Raw genomic sequence first — 19,512 nt, 5'->3', positions numbered from 1 at the left:
TTTCCAGAAGGCGTGGTTGGGAACGGGTGGGTTGAGATGACATTGCCGGAACAGGGGATACCGCAGCTGGCGTGGCCGGCTAACGAACTCGAAGAGGTCCTGGCCGCCGCGGTCGGGCATCCGGGTGCGGGCGGCCGGATCGTCGAGGTCCTGGGGCGCAGCCGGGTGTGGGTGCCGCTGCCCAACGGCGGCGGCCCGCAGAGCGCGGGCCCCGGTGCCCGCGGACTCGATCTGCCCACCGTCGAGATGGGCGGCGCGCCATATGTCCCGGTCTACAGCTCCGAGCAGGAATTCCTGCGGGCGGTCGGCTCGCACATGTCCTTCACCGTCGCCCCGGCCCTGGAGTTCGCCCGCGGGCTGCCGCCGCAGGTCGGCATCGTCGTCAACCCCGAGGGCACGATAGGCGTCCCGCTGCCGCCGGCCGCGGTCTTCGCGCTGTGCCGCGGCGGAGCGCAGGGCGGGGACGGCCTGCCGAGCGGCGGCCGGGTGCGGCTCTTCGAGCCGGACTGGCAGGAGGAGCCGGTGGACTTCCTCGCCTCCGCCGGACTGGAGTTCTCCGCCGCCGGAATTGTCCTGAGTGCCCGGCGTGCCCTGGCCAGCATCGAGGGCGACACGCCCGCGTTGTTCGTCGGTGTCCAGGTCGTGGCCGACCCCGCCGCACTGCACGACGGCACGGCTCGTGAGGCGGTACTGTCAGCCCTTGGACGTGCGCTCGGCGCCGTGCCGGTGCCCTGGCCCGTGCAGCTCGTCATGCTCGATCTCGCCCAGGGGGACCCGGTCGCCGACTGGATGCTGGAGCGTGTGCGGCCCTTCTACTCCCGGGACCACTCGTAAGCTGGTTGGATGACGGGCGGGCGCACCCCTAACGTGCCCTGCTGACTGAAGGGACGGACCACGTGAGCGCGGGTGCGCATCAGGGGCCGACGGCGGCCGGAGCGCTGGAGCAGCTGCTCCAGCAGGTCTCGCCCGGCCGTTACGACGCCTATGAGGCGCTGCTGCACGCGCTCGCCGCGGGCCAGGTCTGGATGCTGCTCTGGCAGGGGCGGGCCGGTTCGCCCGACGCGCAGTACGGCAACATGGAGGTCGACGGCCTCGGTTATGCCCCCTGTGTGACCTCGGCGCCCGAACTCGCCGCCTCCGGCTGGAACCGCGACCACGAAGTGGTCACCGGCCCCGAGATCGCCGCCGCGCTCTTCCCCGACCGCTGGGGTCTGTGGCTGAACCCGCACGCCCCCGGGGGCGGCGTGGGCATCCCCTGGCTGGACCTGCGCCGGATCGCCGGCGGCCTCGACCGGCTGCCCGCCGGACCGCTGCGGATCACCGAGCCGGTCATCGACATCCCGCAGTTCTACGCGCTGCTCGCGCAGAACGCCCACCGGACGCCCGCCGTCCGGTCGCTGCGCCGGGCCTGGGTACAGCCCGCGCTCGGCGCCCCTTATCTGGCGATCGGTCTGGATCTGTACGACACCGGTCAGCACGCGGTGGATTCGGTGCGGTTGATGATCCAGCAGTCGATCGGCGCGGTGCCGGACGGCCTGCCGGTCTCCACGGTCGCGATGAACGACGACTACGACCCGGTCGCCCTGTGGATGCGGGCCTCCACGCGCCCCTTCTTCGACCGTGACGGCTACGTCCAGCAGCAGCCTCCGGCCCCGTCCCCCGGCTACGGCTACCCGCGCCCGTACTGACCTCTCCGTACCGACCTCTCCGTACGGACCTCTCCGTACGGACCTCTCCCGGCGCCGGTACCGGTGCTTTTCCGGGTGAATTCTCCTGGTATGCCCCGCGGTTGAGGCCCTTTCCCGCGGTGGTGCGCCCCGCTCACACCGCGCCGATGTCCGTATAACGGGCAGCCGCGGACCATCACAGTTACGCATCCTTTCCCGACCGGGTCTGGTGAGTGATCGCAACTCGGATGAAGACTCCGGCAGCAGAGGACCTCGGTTCCTTGTGCGAGTGTCATCCCGCACGACGTCACGCGAATCCCCGAAATCCGCCGTGCGAACTTCCGGGACATCCGCAGGACTTGCACCAGTGATGTGAAGCAGGCCGCTCTCGCGGCAGGGATGTGGGCCGGCACCGCCGGCCGAGAGGGGTCAAGGCACCGTGACCGCACCGATCGAGACCACCGGGGCGGCTGCCCAGGCGCAGCCGGAAGCGGTGCTGAAGGGCGTGGAAGCACAGCGGATCGAGGGGCGCTCGCTCGGTCAGATCGCCTGGTTGCGCTTCCGGCGGGACAAGGTCGCCGTGGCCGGTGCCATCGTTGTCATCCTGCTCATCCTCGTCGCCGCTTTCTCCCGGCCCCTCCAGGCCCTGCTGGGACTCGACCCCGACAGCCCCCACCAGGCGCTGATCGACCCCAACACCACCCTTCCCAAGGGGGACTTGGGTGGGATGAGTGCGGACCATCCGCTCGGTGTGGACCCGAAGTTCGGCCGTGATCTGCTCGCCCGGATCCTGGAGGGCTCCTGGGTGTCGCTGATCGTGGCGTTCGGCGCCACGCTGCTGTCGGTCGCCCTCGGCACCGTCCTCGGGGTCGTCGCCGGCTTCTACCGCGGGCGGGTGGACGCCTTCATCAGCCGGATGATGGATGTCTTCCTGGCCTTCCCGCTGCTGCTGTTCGCCATCGCGATCTCCGCCTCGCTGCAGGGCGGCGCCTTCGGCCTGGAGGGCCTGCCGCTGCACATCTCGGTGCTGATCTTCGTGATCGGCTTCTTCAACTGGCCGTACATGGGGCGCATCGTGCGGGCCCAGACGCTCTCGCTGCGGGAGCGTGAATTCGTCGACGCCGCCCGTGGCATGGGCGCCCGCGGGCCGTTCATCCTCTTCCGGGAACTGCTGCCCAACCTGGTGGGGCCGATCATCGTCTACTCCACCCTGCTGATCCCCTCCAACATCCTCTTCGAGGCGGCCCTGAGCTTCCTGGGCGTCGGTATCCAGCCGCCCCAGGCGTCCTGGGGCGGCATGCTCAACCAGGCGGTCAAGTACTACGAGGTCGACCCCCAGTACATGATCGTCCCCGGCCTCGCGATCTTCGTCACCGTGCTCGCCTTCAACCTGCTCGGTGACGGTCTGCGGGACGCGCTGGACCCGCGCAGCCGCTGACGGCGGCGCGGGGCGCCCGCTCACCTCTCTCCACGGCATTTTGACGTTTTGATGTTGACCTTTCTCGACGAACGAAGGGGCACCGACCATCATGCGAAGGTCAGTTCCGGTCGCGGCGGTTGCGGCCATCACCAGTGCGGGCCTTTTGCTGGCCGGCTGCAGCGGGGGCAAGGACTCGGCAAGCGGTTCGGGCGAGGCGAACGCCGCCACCAAGGGCGTCGTCAATGCCTCGGACGCGAAGGGGGGCACGGTCACCTACGCACTCAGTGACGCCCCCGAGTCGTTCGACCCGGGCAACACCTACTACGCCTTCATCTACAACTTCAGCCGGCTCTACGCGCGCCCGCTGACCACCTTCAAGCCGGGCCCCGGCGCCAAGGGGAACGAGCTGGCCCCGGACCTCGCCGAGTCGATGGGCAAGTCCAGCGACGGCGGCAAGACCTGGACGTACAAGCTCCGCAAGGGCGTCAAGTACGAGGACGGTTCCGCGGTCACCTCGCAGGACGTCAAGTACGCCGTCGAGCGCAGCAACTTCGCGCGTGACACCCTCTCGCTGGGCCCGAACTACTTCCAGCAGTTCCTCAAGGACAACGACGGCGGCTACAAGGGTCCCTACAAGGACAAGGGCAAGGCCGGGCTGAAGTCCATCGAGACCCCCGACGCGCAGACGGTCGTCTTCCACCTCAAGAAGCCGTTCGCCGAGTTCGACTACCTGGTCAGCGCCCCACAGACCGCGCCGGTCCCGCAGGCCAAGGACAAGGGCGCGGACTACACCAAGGCGGTGATGTCCACCGGTTCGTACAAGTTCCAGAGCTACGACGAGGGCAAGCAGCTCACCCTGGTGCGCAACCCGCAGTGGTCCGCGAAGACTGACCCGCTGCGCAAGCAGCTGCCGGACAAGATCGTCCTGAATCTGAAGGTCGCCCAGTCGACCATCGACAAGGACCTCCAGTCGGGCAACACCCTGGTGGACCTGGCCGGCCGCGGGGTCGACGGACAGACGCAGGCCCAGCTGCTGACCGACGCCAAGGAGAAGGCCAACACCGACAACGCGCTCGGCCAGCGCCTCGTCTACACGGCGATCGACACCAAGGTGAAGCCGTTCGACAATCTGGAGTGCCGCAAGGCCGTCGAGTACGCGATCGACAAGAAGGCCGTCCAGACCTCGCTCGGCGGCCCGATCCGCGGTGACGTGGCCTCCACGGTCCTGCCGACCGACATCGACGGCTACCAGAAGTACGACCTGTATCCGCAGAAGTACGCCGGCGACAAGCTGGACCTCGCCGAGGCCAAGAAGCACTGGGCCGCGTGCGGCGCCGGCAAGACCACGACCACGATCCTGGCCCGCAACGACCGCCAGGACGAGGTCGACGCGGCCACCTCGATCATCGACTCGCTGAAGAAGATCGGTGTCACCGCCAAGATCCAGTCGTACCCGACCAGCAAGTACTTCTCGGACTACGCCGGTGTGCCGAAGTTCAACAAGAAGAACAACGCCGGCCTGATCATGATGCAGTGGGGCTCGGACTTCCCGACCGGCTACGGCTACCTCCAGCAGATCCTGAACGGCAAGGCGATCAGCCAGTCCGGCAACACCAACCTCTCGGAGCTGGACGACCCGGCGATCAACAAGCTGCTCGACAGCGCCATCGCCAACCCCGACAAGGCGGCCCGCGAGAAGGCCTACGCCGAGATCGACAAGAAGGCGATGGAGCAGGCGGCGCTGGTTCCGCTCACCTACTTCAAGGTCCTGATGTACCGCTCGCCCAAGGCCACCAACCTGGTGTCCACCTCGGCCTTCAGCGGTCAGTACGACTACCTCAACATCGGCGTCAAGAAGTAGCAGCCCCGGAAGGCAGGTGAAGGCATTGGTGTCCGCGGGCCGGCCCGGTCCGGCCCGCGGCGCCGACGCCGCGCCCCGTGTTCTCGTACCTCATCCGCAGGTTGATCAGCGCAGTGGTCCTGCTGCTGATCGTCAGCGCGGTCACCTTCGGCATCTTCTTCCTGCTGCCGAAGCTGGCCGGGCAGACCACCGACCAGCTTGCCCAGCAGTACATCGGAAAGGCCCCCACGCCCGCGGACATCGCGGCGGTGAAGAAGAACCTCGGCCTGGACAAGCCCGTGTTCGAGCAGTACTGGGACTTCCTCAAGGGCATCTTCGCCGGCGTCGACTACAAGTTCGGTCCGGAAGCGGCCAAGTGTCATGTGCCGTGCTTCGGTTACTCCTTCAAGACCCATATCGAGGTCTGGCCGGAGATCCAGAACCGGCTCCCGGTGACCCTCTCACTGGCCGCCGGCGCGGCCGTGCTGTGGGTGGTCTCCGGTGTCGCCACCGGTGTGCTCTCCGCGCTGCGCCCCGGCTCGTTCTTCGACCGGATGGCCATGACCGTCGCGCTGGCGGGCGTCTCCCTCCCGATGTTCTTCACCGGCGCCCTGGCGCTGGCCCTGTTCACCTACCAGTGGCCGATCTTCGAGCGCAGCGACTATGTGCCGCTCCTGCAGGATCCGTTCCTGTGGGCCCGGACCCTGGTCCTGCCCTGGGTGACCCTGGCCTTCCTCTACTCCGCGCTTTACGCCCGGCTCACCAGAGCGGGCATGCTGGAGACGCTGAGCGAGGACTACATCCGCACCGCCCGCGCCAAGGGCCTGCGGGAGCGCGAGGTGGTCGTCCGGCACGGTCTGCGGGCCGCGCTCACCCCGATCATCACGGTCTTCGGCATGGACCTGGGCCTGCTGCTCGGCGGCGCGCTGATCACCGAACAGGTCTTCTCGCTCAAGGGAGTCGGCGCCTTCGCCGTCGAGGCGATCAACGCCAACGACCTGCCCAACATCCTCGGCGTCACCCTGCTCGCCGCGTTCTTCATCGTCATATGCAACCTGGTGGTGGACGTTCTGTACGCCGCCGTCGACCCGCGGGTGAGGCTCTCGTGACCGACTCCTCCGAGGACAGGGCCGAGGCCGCAGCCGCCCCGGCCGCCGCCGAAGCGCCCGGGAAGGCACCGCGGGACGCGGCCTTCCTCGACGTGCGCGATCTGAAGGTGCACTTCCCCACCGACGACGGGCTGGTGAAGTCCGTCGACGGGCTGACCTTCAGCCTGGAGAAGGGCAAGACGCTCGGGATCGTCGGCGAGTCCGGCTCCGGGAAGTCGGTGACCTCGCTCGCCGTCATGGGTCTGCACCGCGCCTCGCGCCGGCAGCGCAGCAAGGTGACCATGTCCGGTGAGATCTGGCTCGACGGCAAGGAGCTGGTCTCCGCCGACCCGGACGAGGTACGCCGGCTGCGCGGCCGCGAGATGGCGATGATCTTCCAGGATCCGCTGTCCGCGCTGCACCCCTTCTACTCGGTCGGCAACCAGATCGTCGAGGCATACCGCGTCCACCACGACGTGAACAAGAAGACCGCGCGCAAGCGGGCGATCGAGATGCTCGACCGGGTCGGCATCCCGCAGCCCGACAAGCGGGTCGACGACCATCCGCACCAGTTCTCCGGCGGGATGCGCCAGCGCGCCATGATCGCGATGGCGCTGGTCAACAACCCCGAGCTGCTGATCGCGGACGAGCCGACCACCGCCCTGGACGTCACCGTCCAGGCGCAGATCCTGGACCTGATCCGCGACCTGCAGAAGGAGTTCGGCTCGGCGGTCGTCCTCATCACCCACGACCTCGGGGTGGTCGCCGAACTCGCCGACGATCTGCTGGTGATGTACGGCGGACGGTGCGTCGAGCGCGGCCCGGCCGAGAAGATCTTCTCCGCGCCCCGCCACCCCTACACCTGGGGACTGCTCGGCTCCATGCCACGCATCGACCGCGACCAGACGGAGCGGCTGATCCCGGTGAAGGGCTCCCCGCCCAGCCTGATCAACGTCCCGTCCGGCTGTGCCTTCAACCCCCGCTGCCCGTACGCCGACGTCCCCAAGGACAACCTGACCCGTACGGTCCGTCCCGAGCTGCGCGAGGCCGGCGGCGGGCACTTCTCCGCCTGCCACCTGCCGCAGGAGGAGCGGGAGCGTATCTGGACCGAAGAGATTGCGCCGAAGCTGTGACCGAGACGACGGACGACCAGAGCAAGAAGATCCCGCTCCAGAAGCGGGAGACCCCGGCGGAGCGCTCCGCCGAGGCCTCCCCGGACGCCGCGCCGCTGCTGCGGGTGCGCGGTCTGGTGCGGCACTTCCCGATCACCAAGGGGCTGCTCAAGCGGCAGGCCGGGGCGGTGCAGGCGGTCGACGGCATCGACTTCGACGTACGGCCCGGGGAGACGCTGGGCGTCGTCGGGGAGTCCGGGTGCGGCAAGTCGACCATGGGCCGGCTGATCACCCGGCTCGACGAACCGACCGGCGGCACCATCGAGTTCCAGGGCCGGGACATCACCCATCTGTCGCCCGGCAAGCTGCGGCCGATGCGCCGCGACGTTCAGATGATCTTCCAGGATCCGTACGGTTCGCTGAACCCGCGGCACACCATCGGCGGCATCGTCTCCACCCCCTTCCGCCTCCAGGGCGTCGAGCCCGAGGGCGGGCTGAAGAAGGAGGTGCAGCGGCTGCTGGAGCTGGTGGGCCTGAGCCCGGAGCACTACAACCGCTATCCGCACGAGTTCTCCGGCGGCCAGCGCCAGCGCATCGGCATCGCCCGCGCCCTGGCGCTCAAGCCCAAGCTGGTCGTCGCCGACGAGCCGGTCTCCGCGCTGGACGTGTCCATCCAGGCGCAGGTCGTCAACCTCATGGACGACCTCCAGGAGGAACTGGGCCTGACCTACGTCATCATCGCCCACGACCTCTCGGTCATCCGGCACGTCTCGGACCGGATCGCGGTGATGTACCTCGGCAAGATCGTGGAGTTGAGCGACCGCAAGACGCTCTACGAGTCGCCGATGCACCCGTACACCAAGGCGCTGCTGTCCGCGGTGCCGGTGCCCGATCCCAAGCGGCGTACCCAGCGCGACCGGATCCTGCTCAAGGGCGATGTGCCCTCGCCGATCAACCCGCCCTCCGGCTGCCGTTTCCGTACCCGCTGCTGGAAGGCGACCGAGGTGTGCACCACCACCGAGCCGCCGCTGGTCGCGCTGCGCACCGGGCACCAGGTGGCCTGCCACCACCCGGAGAACGCCGGTGACCCGGCGACCGCCGCCGCTCCGGCGGACGGGGACCGCGGCAACGGGTCCTCAACCGGCGAATAGCACCTGGAGTTGGCAAAGTCCTGGGCGAAGGACAACGGGAGGGTGCAGAGTCGGCACGGTTGTTCGATCTTCATCCGTGTGTCCGAAAGGGATGGCTCATGGCACTCTCCCGTTCTGCGCGCCGCACCTCCCGGTGGCTCGCCCTGGCCACCGCGGTGGCAGCGACCGCCTCGATCGCCGCGGCGCCCGGCGCGTCCGCCGGTGCCGCCGGTGCCGGGGACCCGTACTTCCCCAAGATGGGCAACGGCGGCTTCGACGCCCTGCATTACGACCTGGGCGTCAGCTACCACCCCACCAGCGGCCGCCTCGACGGCCGCACCACGCTCACCGCCAGGGCCACCCAGAACCTCTCCGCCTTCGACCTCGACCTGCAGAAGCTGACGGTCGACTCGGTGCGGGTGAACGGCCGCCGGGCGCACTTCACCAGATCCGGCGACGAGATCACCATCCGCCCCGACTTCGCGCTGCGCCGCGGCCACAGGTTCACCGTCGCCCTCGCCTACCACGGCGTTCCCAAGCCGCTGAGCGGGCCGATCGTCTTCGGCTCCGACTACGGCTGGATGAAGACCAAGGACGGTGTCTTCGTCGCCTGCGAGCCCAACGCCGCCTCGACGTGGTTCCCCTCCAGCGACCACCCCAGCGACAAGGCCACCTACGACATCCGCATCGACGCCCCCAAGGGCCTGACCGGCGTCTCCAACGGCCGGCTCATCAACTCGGGTGAGGCGCACGGCCGGTCCTACGCCCACTGGCGCGAGAGCCGCCCGATGGCGACGTACCTGGCCACCGCCACCATCGGCAAGTTCGACGTCCGCACGGGCACCACCCCCGGCGGGATACCCATGTACGTCGCCACCGACCCCACCCTGCCCACCGGCAAGGTCGACGTCTACGGCGTCACCGCCGAGGCCACCGACTACTGGTCGAAGGTCTTCGGCCCGTACCCCTTCGAGGAGACCGGGGCGATCGTCGACGACATGCCGCAGGCCGGCTTCTCGCTGGAGGTGCAGTCCAAGCCGGTCTACTCGGCCGTCCGCAGCGAGTCCACCATCGTCCACGAGCTGGCCCACCAGTGGTTCGGCGACTCGGTCTCCGTCAAGCAGTGGAAGAACATCTGGCTCAACGAGGGCTTCGCCAGCTACGCCCAGTGGCTGTGGTCCGAGCACCGCGGGACGCTCAGCGCCCATGACGCCTTCCGCAAGGTGTACAACGAGATCCCGGCCGACGACTCGTTCTGGAAGCAGAAGATCGCCGACCCGAAGCGGGACACCATGTTCGCCGACTCTGTCTACCAGCGGGGCGCGATGACGCTCCAGGCGCTGCGCGAGCGGATCGGCGACCCGGCGTTCTTCAAGCTGCTGCCGGCCTGGACCGCACAGCACCGCTACGGCAACGCCGACACCGCGCAGTTCATCGCGCTCGCCGAGAAGATCTCCGGCCAGCGGCTGGGCGACCTGTTCCACACCTGGCTCGACACCGACACCAAGCCGGCGCTGCCCGGCAAGTGAGCCCGCCGCCCCGGGTCAGTCGGCGTCCGGCCGGCCGCCCCGGGGCCGCAGCTGCTGCGGCCGCGGCAGATGCAGTCCGAGGTAGACCGCGCCCATCCGCAGGGCGAACACCACCCCCGCCGAGATCCCCGCGGCGGGGGTGGCGCCCGTTCCGAGGTGGTGCAGCAGCAGATAGCAGCAGGCGCCGGCCAGCGCGGCGATCGCGTAGACGTCCTCGCGCAACAGCAGCGGCGGGAACTCCCCGCACAGCACATCGCGGATGACCTCACCGGCGACACCGGTCAGCACCGCCAGGATGATCACGGCGAGCGGGGTGGCGCCGGCCTCGATCGCGGCCCGCGCGCCGATCACCGTCACGACGGACAGCCCGATCGCGTCGACCACCAGCAGCGATTTGTGCGGCAGCTGCCAGAACCGGAGATAGGCCATGGTGCCGACTCCGACGCAGATGATCACGGCCAGCAGGACCCAGTCGTGCGTCCAGTACAGCGGCCGCCGGTCGAGGATGAGATCGCGCAGCGTGCCGCCGGAGATGGAGGCGGCGAAGGCGAGCACCAGCCCGCCGAAGGGGTCCATGTTGGCGCGGTAGGCGGCCAGAACCCCGCTCGCCGCGAAGGCCGCGACACCGACCAGGTAGAGGACGTGAAGCATGGCGCACATCATCGCAGGCCCGGAAGGATTGCTTCCGGCCGAGGCCGGAAAAACTGACACTACCGGTCGGTAACTATCCGGTGTAGCGTGCAACCCATGGCTCTGGTGACCCTTGGCAACAGCGAGTTCGACCGCGACACGGCGGTCAGCCGCCGCGCCCCGGGCGTCTATGACGCCCACCTCTCCGCCGGCTGGACGATCATCCAGGCGGTCAACGGCGGCTATCTCCTCGCCCTCATGGGCCGGGCCCTGGGCGACGCCCTCCCGCACCCCGACCCGATGTCGGTCACCGCGCACTACCTGACGGCCTCGGTCCCGGGCCCCGCCGTCATCCGCACCGAGGTGGTCCGCACCGGCCGCACCATGTCGACCGGCACCGCCCGCCTCCTGCAGACCGACGCGGACGGCAACGAGGTCGAGCGGCTGCGGGTGCTCGCCTCGTACGGCGACCTCGACGCCCTGCCCGACGACGTCCGCACCACCGCCAAGCCCCCGGCCATCCCGCCGTACGAGCACTGCCTCGGCGCCTCCGCCACGCCTGAACGGCGCGGGGGGACCCCCCTCGCCCCCGGCGCGGGCAGCGTCATCCCCGGCAGCACCGCCATCACCGAGCGGCTCGACCTCCGCCTGGACCCGGAGACCGCCGGCTGGGCGGTCGGCGCCCCCTCCGGCAAGGGCGAGATGCGCGCCTGGTTCGGTCTGGCCGACGGCCGCGACCCCGACCCGCTCTCCCTGCTGCTGACCGTCGACGCGCTGCCGCCCACCGCCTTCGAGATGGGCCTGCTGGGCTGGGTGCCCACCGTCGAACTGACCGCCCATGTGCGCCACCGCCCGGCCCCCGGCTCGCTGCGGGTCGCCATCACCACCCGCAACATGGCCGGCGGATTCCTGGAGGAGGACGCGGAGGTCTGGGACTCCCAGGACCGACTGGTCGCCCAGTCACGGCAGTTGGCGCGCGCGGTGCTCAAGGGCTGACCCCCGGCCCGCCCCGGCGTCGCGTCCGGCCCCGTTCCACAGCTGGTCCCGGGGGCGTTGGTGAAAAAGTGTGACGCAAAGAGCAGGCCGTGGCCGACCGGCGCATGCCAGACTGCTCGCCATGGGGGATGTGGCTCTCAGAATCGACGACGCGACCGTGGTCTGGCTGCGGGACGGGCAACCGGCCGCGGGGCAGCGGTCCGGCACACACGAGCGGTCCACCGGACAGCAGCCGGCGGACGGGGGCCGGGGCCGGCACCCCGGCGACGAGGACGGGTTGGAGCTTCCCGAGGGCTACGGCGCCGCCCTGCCGGTCAGCGTGGACGCCCGGATGAGCCGGGCGCTGACCCGCGGCGGCGAGGCCCTGGAAGAGGCCCTGCGCCCGCTCGGCGGCGTCCTCGGCCAGATCCACCGCTCGATCTCCGCCGGCAGCCACCGCCCCGACGCGGTCACCGTCGAGTTCGGGGTCACGCTCGGCTCCGATCTGAGCCTGGGGGTGTTCTCCGGCAGTGGCGAGGCCAGCTTCAAGGTGTCCGCCACCTGGAACCTCGGCAGCGGCACGGACGGATCCGGGGGGACGGCGACGCCGTGATCGCAGGCGCAGGCCCGGACACCCCGCTCCAGCAGTCCTTCGTCTCCTTACGCCACGACGGCCGGGCGGTCGGCGCGGGCGTACTCGTCGCCGAGCGGCTCGTGCTGACCTGCGCCCATGTCGTCAACAGCGCACTGGGCAGGGACCGTTTCGCCCAGGACACCCCGGGCGGGGGCGACCCGGTCACCCTCCGGCTGCCCCATGTCGCGGCCGGCCGCGATCTGACCGGGCGGGTCGTCCGGGAGATGTGGGTGCCGCCGCGGGCCACGGCCACCACGAGCGCCCCGGTCCGGCCCGGGCAGGTGCCCTACCACGGCGATCTGGCCGTCCTGGAGCTGGACGGGGTCCCGCCCGCCGGCGCCGAGCCCGCACCGTTCCTCCAGCACAGCTACGCCAACGAGACCATCGCCTTATGGGCCAGCGGCAATCCGCTGCCCACCGTGCGCGCCGTGCCCCGGGTCTCGGCCCCGCCCTGGATCGCCCTGGACGTGCTCGGCGGCGCCGAGGTCACCGAGGGCTTCAGCGGCGGGCCGCTGTGGGACCGCGCCCGGCAGGCCGTCGTCGGTCTGGTCGCGGCCGTGCGCCACGCTCCGGAACCGGCCGCCCCCGGGGCCCCGCCGACGACGATGTACGCCATCAGCGTCCCGGCCATCGAGGCCGAACTCCCCGAGCTGCCGCCCTCGGCGGTGCCCACCGCCCGGCGCGGGGTGCAGCAGTTGCTCACCGCGCTGGAGCGGGTACTCCAGGGCCGCGAGGCGGTACTGGCCTGCGAAGAACGGCTCGCCGCCCGGCTGGGCAGACCCTCGGCGGGCCCGGCGGCCGACCTCGAACGGCTGGTCGGCCTGGCGGTCGGCGTCCGCCGTGGCATCCCCGAACTCCTCGACCTCGTACGGGACTACGAGCCGCTGCCCGCCGCCGGCCCCTACGAGCCGCACCCCCGGTCCGGCCACCACGGCGCCCGCGAGGACTGGGAACGGCTGCGCCGCGCCGCCCGCACGGTCCGCCCCGGCGAGTACCTGACCACTCGTCAACGCCGCGATCTGTCCGGCCTGCTGGCCCACTGCACCCGTACCGATGCGCGCACCCTCCTCGAACGGGTCCTCCCGCACGCCCCGGAACTGCCCGCCGTCGCCGGCCTGGCCGACGTGATGGACGCACTGGAGGGCTTCAGCTCCCTCACCGGCGCGCCCGTGCCGCCGCTGCTGCAAGGGGTGGTGCGGATCAGCGTCGAGGAGAGCGCGGCCGGCGCCTATCCGTCCGAGGACCTGGACGCCTGGGTCGAGCGCGTGGGCGCCCGCTCGGGCGTCGACGAGGCGGCGGTCAGCCAGTTCCGCGCCGATGTGGTCGCGGCCGCCGCCCCGGTCCGCACCCCGGCGCCGGGCCTGCCGGGCGCCGCCGCCCCCGCCGCCCCGCGCGTCCAGGTGGAGCTGCTGCCCACCGCCACCGGCCGCCGCTTCACCTACCAGATCTGGACCCTCACCGACTGCCGGACGCACCGTCTCGCGCTGGTCCGCGATGCCGAGGCGGGCAGCGAGCAGGTGGTCGACGACATCCGCCGGGTGCTGCGCACCGAGGTCCGGGAGGACCCGGAGACCGCCCTGGTGGAGTATTTCCTGCCGTCCGCCTGGCTCGGGCTGGACGTCGACTCGTGGGAGTCACCCGACGGCGACGAGGACGGGCCGTTCGTCCCGGGGATCACCCGCCGGGTGGTGGTGCGGACCACGGAGCGCTCCCGGGAGAGCTACGCCGGATGGAAACAGCGCACCGCGGCCCTGCCGCACGCCAAACGCCTGGTCCTCGACGAGCGGCACACCGACCGGATGGTCGCCCGCGCCCAACTGGAGGTGCACCGCGACGCCGGGACGGTGATCGTGTGCTGCTCGCCCGACCACCACGGCACGCTGCTGCGGCAGTGCGTCCAGGCGGGCGTCCACACCGTCCTGTGGCACCGCGCCGAACACGGCGCACAGCTCGCCCAGGACCTGCTGGCCCTGGTGGACGGCGCCGACCACACCGAGGTCCCCGAGGTGGTGCGCCTGGAGCGGGCCAAGGCGATGGCCGAGCCGGAGAGCACCTCCCACCACGGCCGCCGGCTGTCCCTGCTCTACGACGCGCCCGACCACCGCCCCCCACAACTCGCCCCGGACGCCTGGGTGCTGACCCAGCCCTGAATGCCCGCGTGCGCACGTGAACACGGTGCCCCGTGGACGGCAGTACACAGCGAAGAACGAGGAGAACGTGCGGTGACCGGACAGAGCGCAGCAGGCGCACCCCACGACCCGGAGGCGGAGCCGGAAGCCTGGTGGGTGTTCCGCGGCCCGGCGGACCTGCCCGCGCCACCACCCTGGCGGCGCTTCCCGGCCGAAGGGGGGACGGCGGCGTCCCGTGCGCCCTACCTCCTGGAGCGCAACGAGATCTCCGTGGTCAACGCGGCGCTGCATCTGCACCGTCCGCTGCTGGTCACCGGCCGCCCCGGCGCCGGCAAGAGCTCGCTGGCCCATGCCGTCGCCGAGGAACTCGGGCTCGGCGACGTGCTGCGCTGGTCGGTCAACAGCCGCTCCACGCTCCAGGACGCCCTCTACCGCTATGACGCCGTGGGCCGCCTCCGGGAGGCCTCGCTGCGCCGGGAGCACGAGGCGTCCCACGGCCCGGTGCGCCGGCCCAGGACCCCGCGCGCCACGGCCGCCGGAGACATCGGCCAGTATCTGCGCCTGGGCCCGCTCGGCAGCGCACTGGCCGCCGGCCGGCCCCGGGTCCTGCTCGTCGACGAACTCGACAAGGCCGACATCGACCTGCCCAACGACCTGCTGGTGGTCCTGGAGGAGGGGGAGTTCGAGATCCCGGAGCTGGCCCGGCTGCCCGAGCACCAGCAGGACGTGCAGGTCCTGCTGAGCGGAAGCCGGGAGCGGGTCGCGATCCACCGCGGGGTGGTGCGCTGCGCCCACTTCCCGGTGGTCGTGATGACCAGCAACGGCGAACGGGACTTCCCGCCCGCCTTCCTGCGCCGGTGCGTGCGGCTGGATCTGCCGGAGCCGACCGGCGACCGGCTGCGGAAGATCATCGAACACAACCTGGGCGAGCGGGCGGTCGCCGCGGCGGAGGACCTGATCGAGGTCTTCCACCAGCGCGCGAAGACCCAGACACTGGCCACCGACCAGCTGCTGGCCGCCGTCCACCTGCGCATCAGCGGCGCCGACCTCACCAAGGACGAGCTGCTCGGCGCCGTGCTGCACCGCCTCGACGAGCCCATGGCGCCATGATCGACCGACTGCGACAGGCGATGTCGGCCGCCGGCTACGACCTCGGGGCCACCGAACTCCTCGACGTGCTGTGGCTGGCCCGGGTGATGGAGGGGCGTACGGCGGCCGGGGGACCGGGGGACGCGGGGGAGCTGGGGGATGCGGGGGAGTGTGTGGGTGGGACGGGGGACGGGGAAGGGGCCGGAGGGGAGGGCCGCCGGGCGGGCGCGGAGGCCGGTGGTGACGACGACACAACGGCCGCTTCACACCCGGCACCTGACGTCCAGTCGGTGGACGCCGCACCCGCGACGCCTGCCCACTCCACCGACCCGGCCCACTCCACCGACCCTGCCGACGCCACCGACCCTGCCGACGCCACCGACCCCTCGGCTTCCCTTTGTGACCCTCAACGACCCGACCTCACACGGCCGTTGACGCCCCCCGGCCCGCCCCGGCGTGCCCTGTACGCCTGGGGGAGTGAGGGCGGTGCGCACGACGCGGAGCGGGCCCGGCCCGCGCGGGTGCCCGGTGGGCGTGCGCTGCCCGATGCCCAGCAGCTGGGCCGGGCGCTGCGTCCGCTGCGCAGATCCCGTGACCACCCGCACCGCACCGTCACCGACGTCGAGGCCACCGTCCGGCTCGCCGCCGAGACCGGCTTCCTCGATGTCGTCGCCCGCCCGGAGCAGGAACGGCGCTGGTCGGCCGTGCTGTTGGTGGACTGCTCGGCCGCCATGCAGGTATGGGGGCCGCTCGCCGCCGAACTGCGCGCGCTGCTCGCCCGGAGCACGGTCTTCCGCTCCGTCCGGATCCAGCGGATCGACCCCCGGAACCCGAGCGGCCCGGTGCACCGCCGGCGGTCCGCGGGCGCCTCGGTGACCTTCCTGCTGACCGACGGCACCAGCCCGGGTTGGCGCAGCCCGCAGACCGTCCGCGCGTTGGCCGCATGGGGCAGCGGCGGCCCGCTGGCCGTCCTGAACCCGCTGCCCCGGCGGCTGTGGCGCGGCACCGCCCTGGACGCCCGGCCCCGGCTGCTGGCCGCGCCCGGCGAGTTCGACGGCCTCGGCCGCCTCCTCGTCTGCGATCCGCTCAGCGGCGAGCGCGACCCGGAGGCGGCGGGGGTGCTCGCGCTGCCCGTGCTGCATCCGACCGCGTCCGCGCTGGAGCAGTGGGCCGGACTGCTCACCCGCCCCGGAGTGCCGCATCTGATCGACACCGTGCTGCTGGACGAACTGCCCGGGCACCGGGGGCCGGCCCGGCCCGAGGGCAGCGCCGAGGAGCTGCTGGCGCACTTCCGCGGCGCGTTCTCCCCCGAGGCCTACCGGCTCGCGGTCCGCCTCTCCGCCGTCCGCCCCCTGACCACCCCACTGATGCAGCTGGTGCGCGCCGCCACGATGCGCGACGCCGGACCCACCCATGTGGCGGAGATCCTCCTCGGCGGCCTCCTGGAGCGCACCGCGGGGGCCCGGGACACCTCCGCCGCCCACACCCTGGACCGCGCCCTGGGCGCACCGCCACCGGGCCCGGCCGCCGAGCCCGTCTACGACTTCCGGCCCGGCGTACGGGAGTTGCTGTTCAGCGGGCTGGGCGCGGAGGCGGCCGTGGAGGTCGTCGAGGCGGTCGGCCGGTCGCTGGAGCCGTACATGGGGCGGCTGCCCGACTTCCCGGTCCTGATGGGCGATGAGGACGGGGAGCTGCGGCTGCGGGCCTCGGCGCGGGCCTTCGCCGTCCTGGCCAGCCCGGTGCTGGAGCGGCTGGGGGGTGCGGTACCCGGCCGGCCGGACGGGGTGGTGCCGCCGCAGCGCCGCCCCGAGCCGGTGCCCCCGCGCTTCGACGGGCAGCTCTGCGAACCCGCGCGCCGCGCCGTCCGCCTGCTCGCCATGGCCGACCTCGCGGACACCCCGCCCGCCGGCCTCCCCTTCGGCGCCGCGGTGGCGCTGCTGGACGACACCGCACCGCGGACCCGGGCGCTGCTGGACGAGCTGAGGGCGGCCGGCGCCCTGGAGCAAGCGGCCGGCGACCGTCACCGCCTCGCCGGCGAGGTGCGGGACCCGGCCCGCGAGGCCGCCGGGCGCGAACTGCCCGCGGCGGAGCGGGACGCGGCGCTGTCGCGGCTGCTGGCCTGGTACCTGGCCGCGGGCCGGGAGATGTACGCCCTGCGGTACCCGGGGGAGCGGACGCTCCAGGACCTGGCCCGGGTCTCCTCGCCCGGCCCCCTGCCCACGACGAAGGACCGCACCAAGGCCCTGGCCTTCTGGGCCGAGGAGCTGCCGCGGCTGCTCGGCCTCGTCCGCCGTGCCGTGCTCCGCTCCCCGCGGACCGTCCGCACCGCCGCCGACCTCCTGCTGCTCGCCGGGACGACGGCGGACTGCGGGGCGCTCTCCGCCGCCTTCGAGCCGGCCGCCCGGACCGTGGCGGCGCGGGCGGCGGGGGCGGGTGACGCCCGGGCCGAGGGCCGGGCCCGGCTGGCGCTGGCCGAGGCGTACCTCGCGCTGGGCAGGGCCGACGAGGCCGAGGCCGCGGCGCGCCGGGCGGAGGAGCTGGCCGGCCGCTGCGGGGATGCGCTGACCCGTTTCCGGGCCCCGTACGCGCGCGGGCTCATCGCCCTGCACCAGGCGCGGCACGGCACCACGGAACGGCATCTCACCTCGGCATGGGAGCAGTGCGGGCGCCGTGGTGACGCACTCGGCGAGGCCCTGGTGCTCGGCGCGCTGGCCCGGCTCTGGGCGGCGACCGGCAACAGCTACGAGGCCGTGCTGTTCGCCGAGCGGAGCGTCGGCCTCCACCGCGACGCCGCCGCCGGATCCCCGCGGCTCGCGCACGGCCACTACGCCCACGCCGTGGCACTGTCGTCCGCCGGCCGGCCCGCCGGCGCGCTCCGTGAACTCTCCCGGGCACTGCCCCTGTTCGAGGCGGACCGGCAGCGCCTGTGGGCGGGCCGCACCCGCTGCCGGATGGCCGAGGCGATGGTTGCCCTGGTCCGGCCCGCCGAGGCGGTCACGGCCGCCGAGGACGCGGCGGAGAGCCTGCTGGTACCGGGCGGGGAGCGGTGGCGGGCCGATGCACTGACCGCAGGGGGACACGCCCGGACCGCCCTGGGACGGAAGCAGGGCGCCCGCGCGAACTGGCGCGAGGCGCTCGCCGTCCTGGAGGACTTCGCCGCCCCGCAGACCGCCGAACTGCGCACCCTGCTCCGGGAGAAGCCCGACCCCTCGCCCGCCGGTCCGCACCGGCCGGGGCTCTCGCGCGCCGCGGAGACCGCCCGCACCGGCACGGCACTGCGCGACCTGACGGCGGCCGTCCGGACGCTCAGCGATCAGCTGCGGCTGCGGCTGCGGCCGCCCGCGGAGGAGGGGACCGGTCCGCGGACCGCCGACCCGGCCACGTCACCGGACGCCCTGGATGCCCTGGACGCCCTGGCGGCCGAACTCGACGGCCACGTCCGTGAGATGGAGCGGACGGGCCGGACCCCGCGCGCCGGTCTGTCCCGTCTGCGCGCCGCCCTGGAGTCGCTCACCGCCTCCGACGCGCTCACGGCGGCGGAGGCCGGGGCGGCCGAGATGCTCGCCGCTCTCCGCACCCTCAGCCGCCGCCTTGGCCCGTAGCCGCCGCGGGGCCCGACCCGCCGTCCTCCCCCAGGAACTCCCCCAGCGCCGCGGTGAGTTCCGCCGGGGCGTCCTCCTGCACCAGATGCCCCGCACCGTCGATCAGCCGCAGCCGGGAGCCCGGGATGCGCGCCGCCAGTTCACGGCCCCTGGCGGGCGGAATCCAGGTGTCCCGGGTGCCCCAGCAGATCAGCGCGGGCAGCGCGAGCTCGCCGTACCGCTCCTGGATCTCGTCGGTGAACCGCTGGTCGTTCTGCCCGATCTGCCGGTAGAACGCCGGCTGCCCCTCGTCCGTGCACCAGGGCTCGACCAGCCGGTCGAGGACGGCCGGGGGCAGCCCGGCGTGACTCGCGGAGGACACGTACTCCCGCACCAGCGCCCGGTGGAGCTCCGGCGGCAGCTGCCCGAACACCTCGCGGTGCGTGCCCAGCAGATGCGCCCGCAAGGCCACACAGCCGCCGAAGTCGTGCGCCACCACGGCCGGCCCGGTCCCGGTCCCGGCCGGCTCCCAGTGCGCCAGCAGTTCCGTGAAGACGCGCGCCTGGGCGCCGAGCGACACATCCTGCCCGGCCCCCAGCGCGGCCCATCGCGCCTCGTCGCCCGACGCCGTGCGGAACGTACGGTCCAGAACCCAGCCAGTCATGACCGTCCAGTCATGACCGTCAGG

The 19,512-nt window shown here is 72.3% G+C and carries 15 protein-coding genes; 13 read left to right on the top strand and 2 right to left on the bottom strand.

What is annotated here, in order from left to right:
• Positions 1-36: 36 nt before the first annotated feature.
• The 8 genes from OIU81_RS10660 to OIU81_RS10625 all read left to right on the top strand — a co-directional run bounded on the left by OIU81_RS10660 (position 37) and on the right by OIU81_RS10625 (position 9,786).
• Entirely contained in the window at positions 37-834 is a 798-nt protein-coding gene (locus OIU81_RS10660; RefSeq protein ID WP_329146203.1) for an enhanced serine sensitivity protein SseB, read from the top strand.
• A 62-nt stretch (positions 835-896) separates the two neighbouring features.
• Entirely contained in the window at positions 897-1,688 is a 792-nt protein-coding gene (locus tag OIU81_RS10655) for an enhanced serine sensitivity protein SseB C-terminal domain-containing protein (protein WP_329146201.1), read from the top strand.
• A gap of 418 nt (positions 1,689-2,106) precedes the next feature.
• Positions 2,107-3,105 (top strand): ABC transporter permease, encoded by a 999-nt coding sequence (locus OIU81_RS10650; RefSeq protein WP_329146199.1) that lies wholly within the window; start codon positions 2,107-2,109, stop codon positions 3,103-3,105.
• A gap of 91 nt (positions 3,106-3,196) precedes the next feature.
• The gene (locus OIU81_RS10645; protein WP_329146196.1) at positions 3,197-4,948 is read left to right on the top strand and encodes an ABC transporter substrate-binding protein; all 1,752 of its coding nucleotides are present in this window, start codon (positions 3,197-3,199) and stop codon (positions 4,946-4,948) included.
• A gap of 77 nt (positions 4,949-5,025) precedes the next feature.
• Positions 5,026-6,036 carry an ABC transporter permease gene (locus OIU81_RS10640; protein WP_329146194.1) on the top strand — a complete coding sequence of 337 codons (1,011 nt, stop codon included), beginning with the start codon at positions 5,026-5,028 and terminating at the stop codon, positions 6,034-6,036.
• A complete protein-coding gene (locus tag OIU81_RS10635; RefSeq protein WP_329146192.1) occupies positions 6,033-7,148 on the top strand; it encodes an ABC transporter ATP-binding protein in 1,116 nt (371 codons plus the stop codon). The genes OIU81_RS10640 and OIU81_RS10635 overlap by 4 nt, the downstream gene beginning before the upstream one ends.
• Complete coding sequence (locus OIU81_RS10630) at positions 7,145-8,278, top strand: ABC transporter ATP-binding protein (protein ID WP_443073964.1); 1,134 nt, start codon at positions 7,145-7,147, stop codon at positions 8,276-8,278. Before OIU81_RS10635 ends, OIU81_RS10630 begins: the two co-directional genes overlap by 4 nt.
• 98 nt (positions 8,279-8,376) lie before the next feature.
• A complete protein-coding gene (locus OIU81_RS10625; RefSeq protein ID WP_329146190.1) occupies positions 8,377-9,786 on the top strand; it encodes a M1 family metallopeptidase in 1,410 nt (469 codons plus the stop codon).
• Between the two features lie 15 nt (positions 9,787-9,801).
• On the opposite strand, the gene OIU81_RS10620 is transcribed toward OIU81_RS10625, so the two are convergent.
• On the bottom strand, positions 9,802-10,437 hold the full coding sequence (locus OIU81_RS10620; protein WP_329146188.1) for a trimeric intracellular cation channel family protein: 636 nt from the start codon (positions 10,435-10,437) through the stop codon (positions 9,802-9,804).
• A 96-nt stretch (positions 10,438-10,533) separates the two neighbouring features.
• Here OIU81_RS10620 and OIU81_RS10615 point away from each other — a divergent pair, with 96 nt between their 5' ends.
• From OIU81_RS10615 to OIU81_RS10595, 5 genes are all read left to right on the top strand, one after another.
• Positions 10,534-11,412 carry a thioesterase family protein gene (locus tag OIU81_RS10615; protein ID WP_329146187.1) on the top strand — a complete coding sequence of 293 codons (879 nt, stop codon included), beginning with the start codon at positions 10,534-10,536 and terminating at the stop codon, positions 11,410-11,412.
• A gap of 121 nt (positions 11,413-11,533) precedes the next feature.
• Positions 11,534-12,004: a CU044_2847 family protein gene (locus OIU81_RS10610; protein WP_329146185.1), complete on the top strand. Its 471-nt coding sequence runs from the start codon at positions 11,534-11,536 to the stop codon at positions 12,002-12,004.
• Positions 12,001-14,175: a VMAP-C domain-containing protein gene (locus OIU81_RS10605; protein WP_329146183.1), complete on the top strand. Its 2,175-nt coding sequence runs from the start codon at positions 12,001-12,003 to the stop codon at positions 14,173-14,175. Before OIU81_RS10610 ends, OIU81_RS10605 begins: the two co-directional genes overlap by 4 nt.
• A gap of 72 nt (positions 14,176-14,247) precedes the next feature.
• Positions 14,248-15,264: an AAA family ATPase gene (locus OIU81_RS10600; protein ID WP_329146181.1), complete on the top strand. Its 1,017-nt coding sequence runs from the start codon at positions 14,248-14,250 to the stop codon at positions 15,262-15,264.
• A complete protein-coding gene (locus OIU81_RS10595) occupies positions 15,261-18,845 on the top strand; it encodes an SAV_2336 N-terminal domain-related protein (protein WP_329146179.1) in 3,585 nt (1,194 codons plus the stop codon). The genes OIU81_RS10600 and OIU81_RS10595 overlap by 4 nt, the downstream gene beginning before the upstream one ends.
• Here OIU81_RS10595 and OIU81_RS10590 read toward each other — a convergent pair.
• Positions 18,823-19,488 carry an alpha/beta fold hydrolase gene (locus OIU81_RS10590; RefSeq protein ID WP_329146177.1) on the bottom strand — a complete coding sequence of 222 codons (666 nt, stop codon included), beginning with the start codon at positions 19,486-19,488 and terminating at the stop codon, positions 18,823-18,825. The genes OIU81_RS10595 and OIU81_RS10590 overlap by 23 nt on opposite strands.
• Between the last annotated feature and the right edge of the window lie 24 nt (positions 19,489-19,512).

The organism is Streptomyces sp. NBC_01454 (assembly GCF_036227565.1).
Lineage (GTDB): Bacteria > Actinomycetota > Actinomycetes > Streptomycetales > Streptomycetaceae > Streptomyces.
This window is presented reverse-complemented; position numbering and strand designations above follow the sequence as displayed.

Bases quoted from the DNA above. Each gene is read 5' to 3' on its own strand.
- OIU81_RS10660 (WP_329146203.1), top strand. From the start codon at position 37: ATGACATTGCCGGAACAGGGGATACCGCAGCTGGCGTGGCCGGCTAAC.
- OIU81_RS10645 (WP_329146196.1), top strand. From the start codon at position 3,197: ATGCGAAGGTCAGTTCCGGTCGCGGCGGTTGCGGCCATCACCAGTGCG.
- OIU81_RS10625 (WP_329146190.1), top strand. From the start codon at position 8,377: ATGGCACTCTCCCGTTCTGCGCGCCGCACCTCCCGGTGGCTCGCCCTG.
- OIU81_RS10620 (WP_329146188.1), bottom strand. From the start codon at position 10,437: ATGCTTCACGTCCTCTACCTGGTCGGTGTCGCGGCCTTCGCGGCGAGC.
- OIU81_RS10615 (WP_329146187.1), top strand. From the start codon at position 10,534: ATGGCTCTGGTGACCCTTGGCAACAGCGAGTTCGACCGCGACACGGCG.
- OIU81_RS10610 (WP_329146185.1), top strand. From the start codon at position 11,534: ATGGGGGATGTGGCTCTCAGAATCGACGACGCGACCGTGGTCTGGCTG.
- OIU81_RS10595 (WP_329146179.1), top strand. From the start codon at position 15,261: ATGATCGACCGACTGCGACAGGCGATGTCGGCCGCCGGCTACGACCTC.
- OIU81_RS10590 (WP_329146177.1), bottom strand. From the start codon at position 19,488: ATGACTGGCTGGGTTCTGGACCGTACGTTCCGCACGGCGTCGGGCGAC.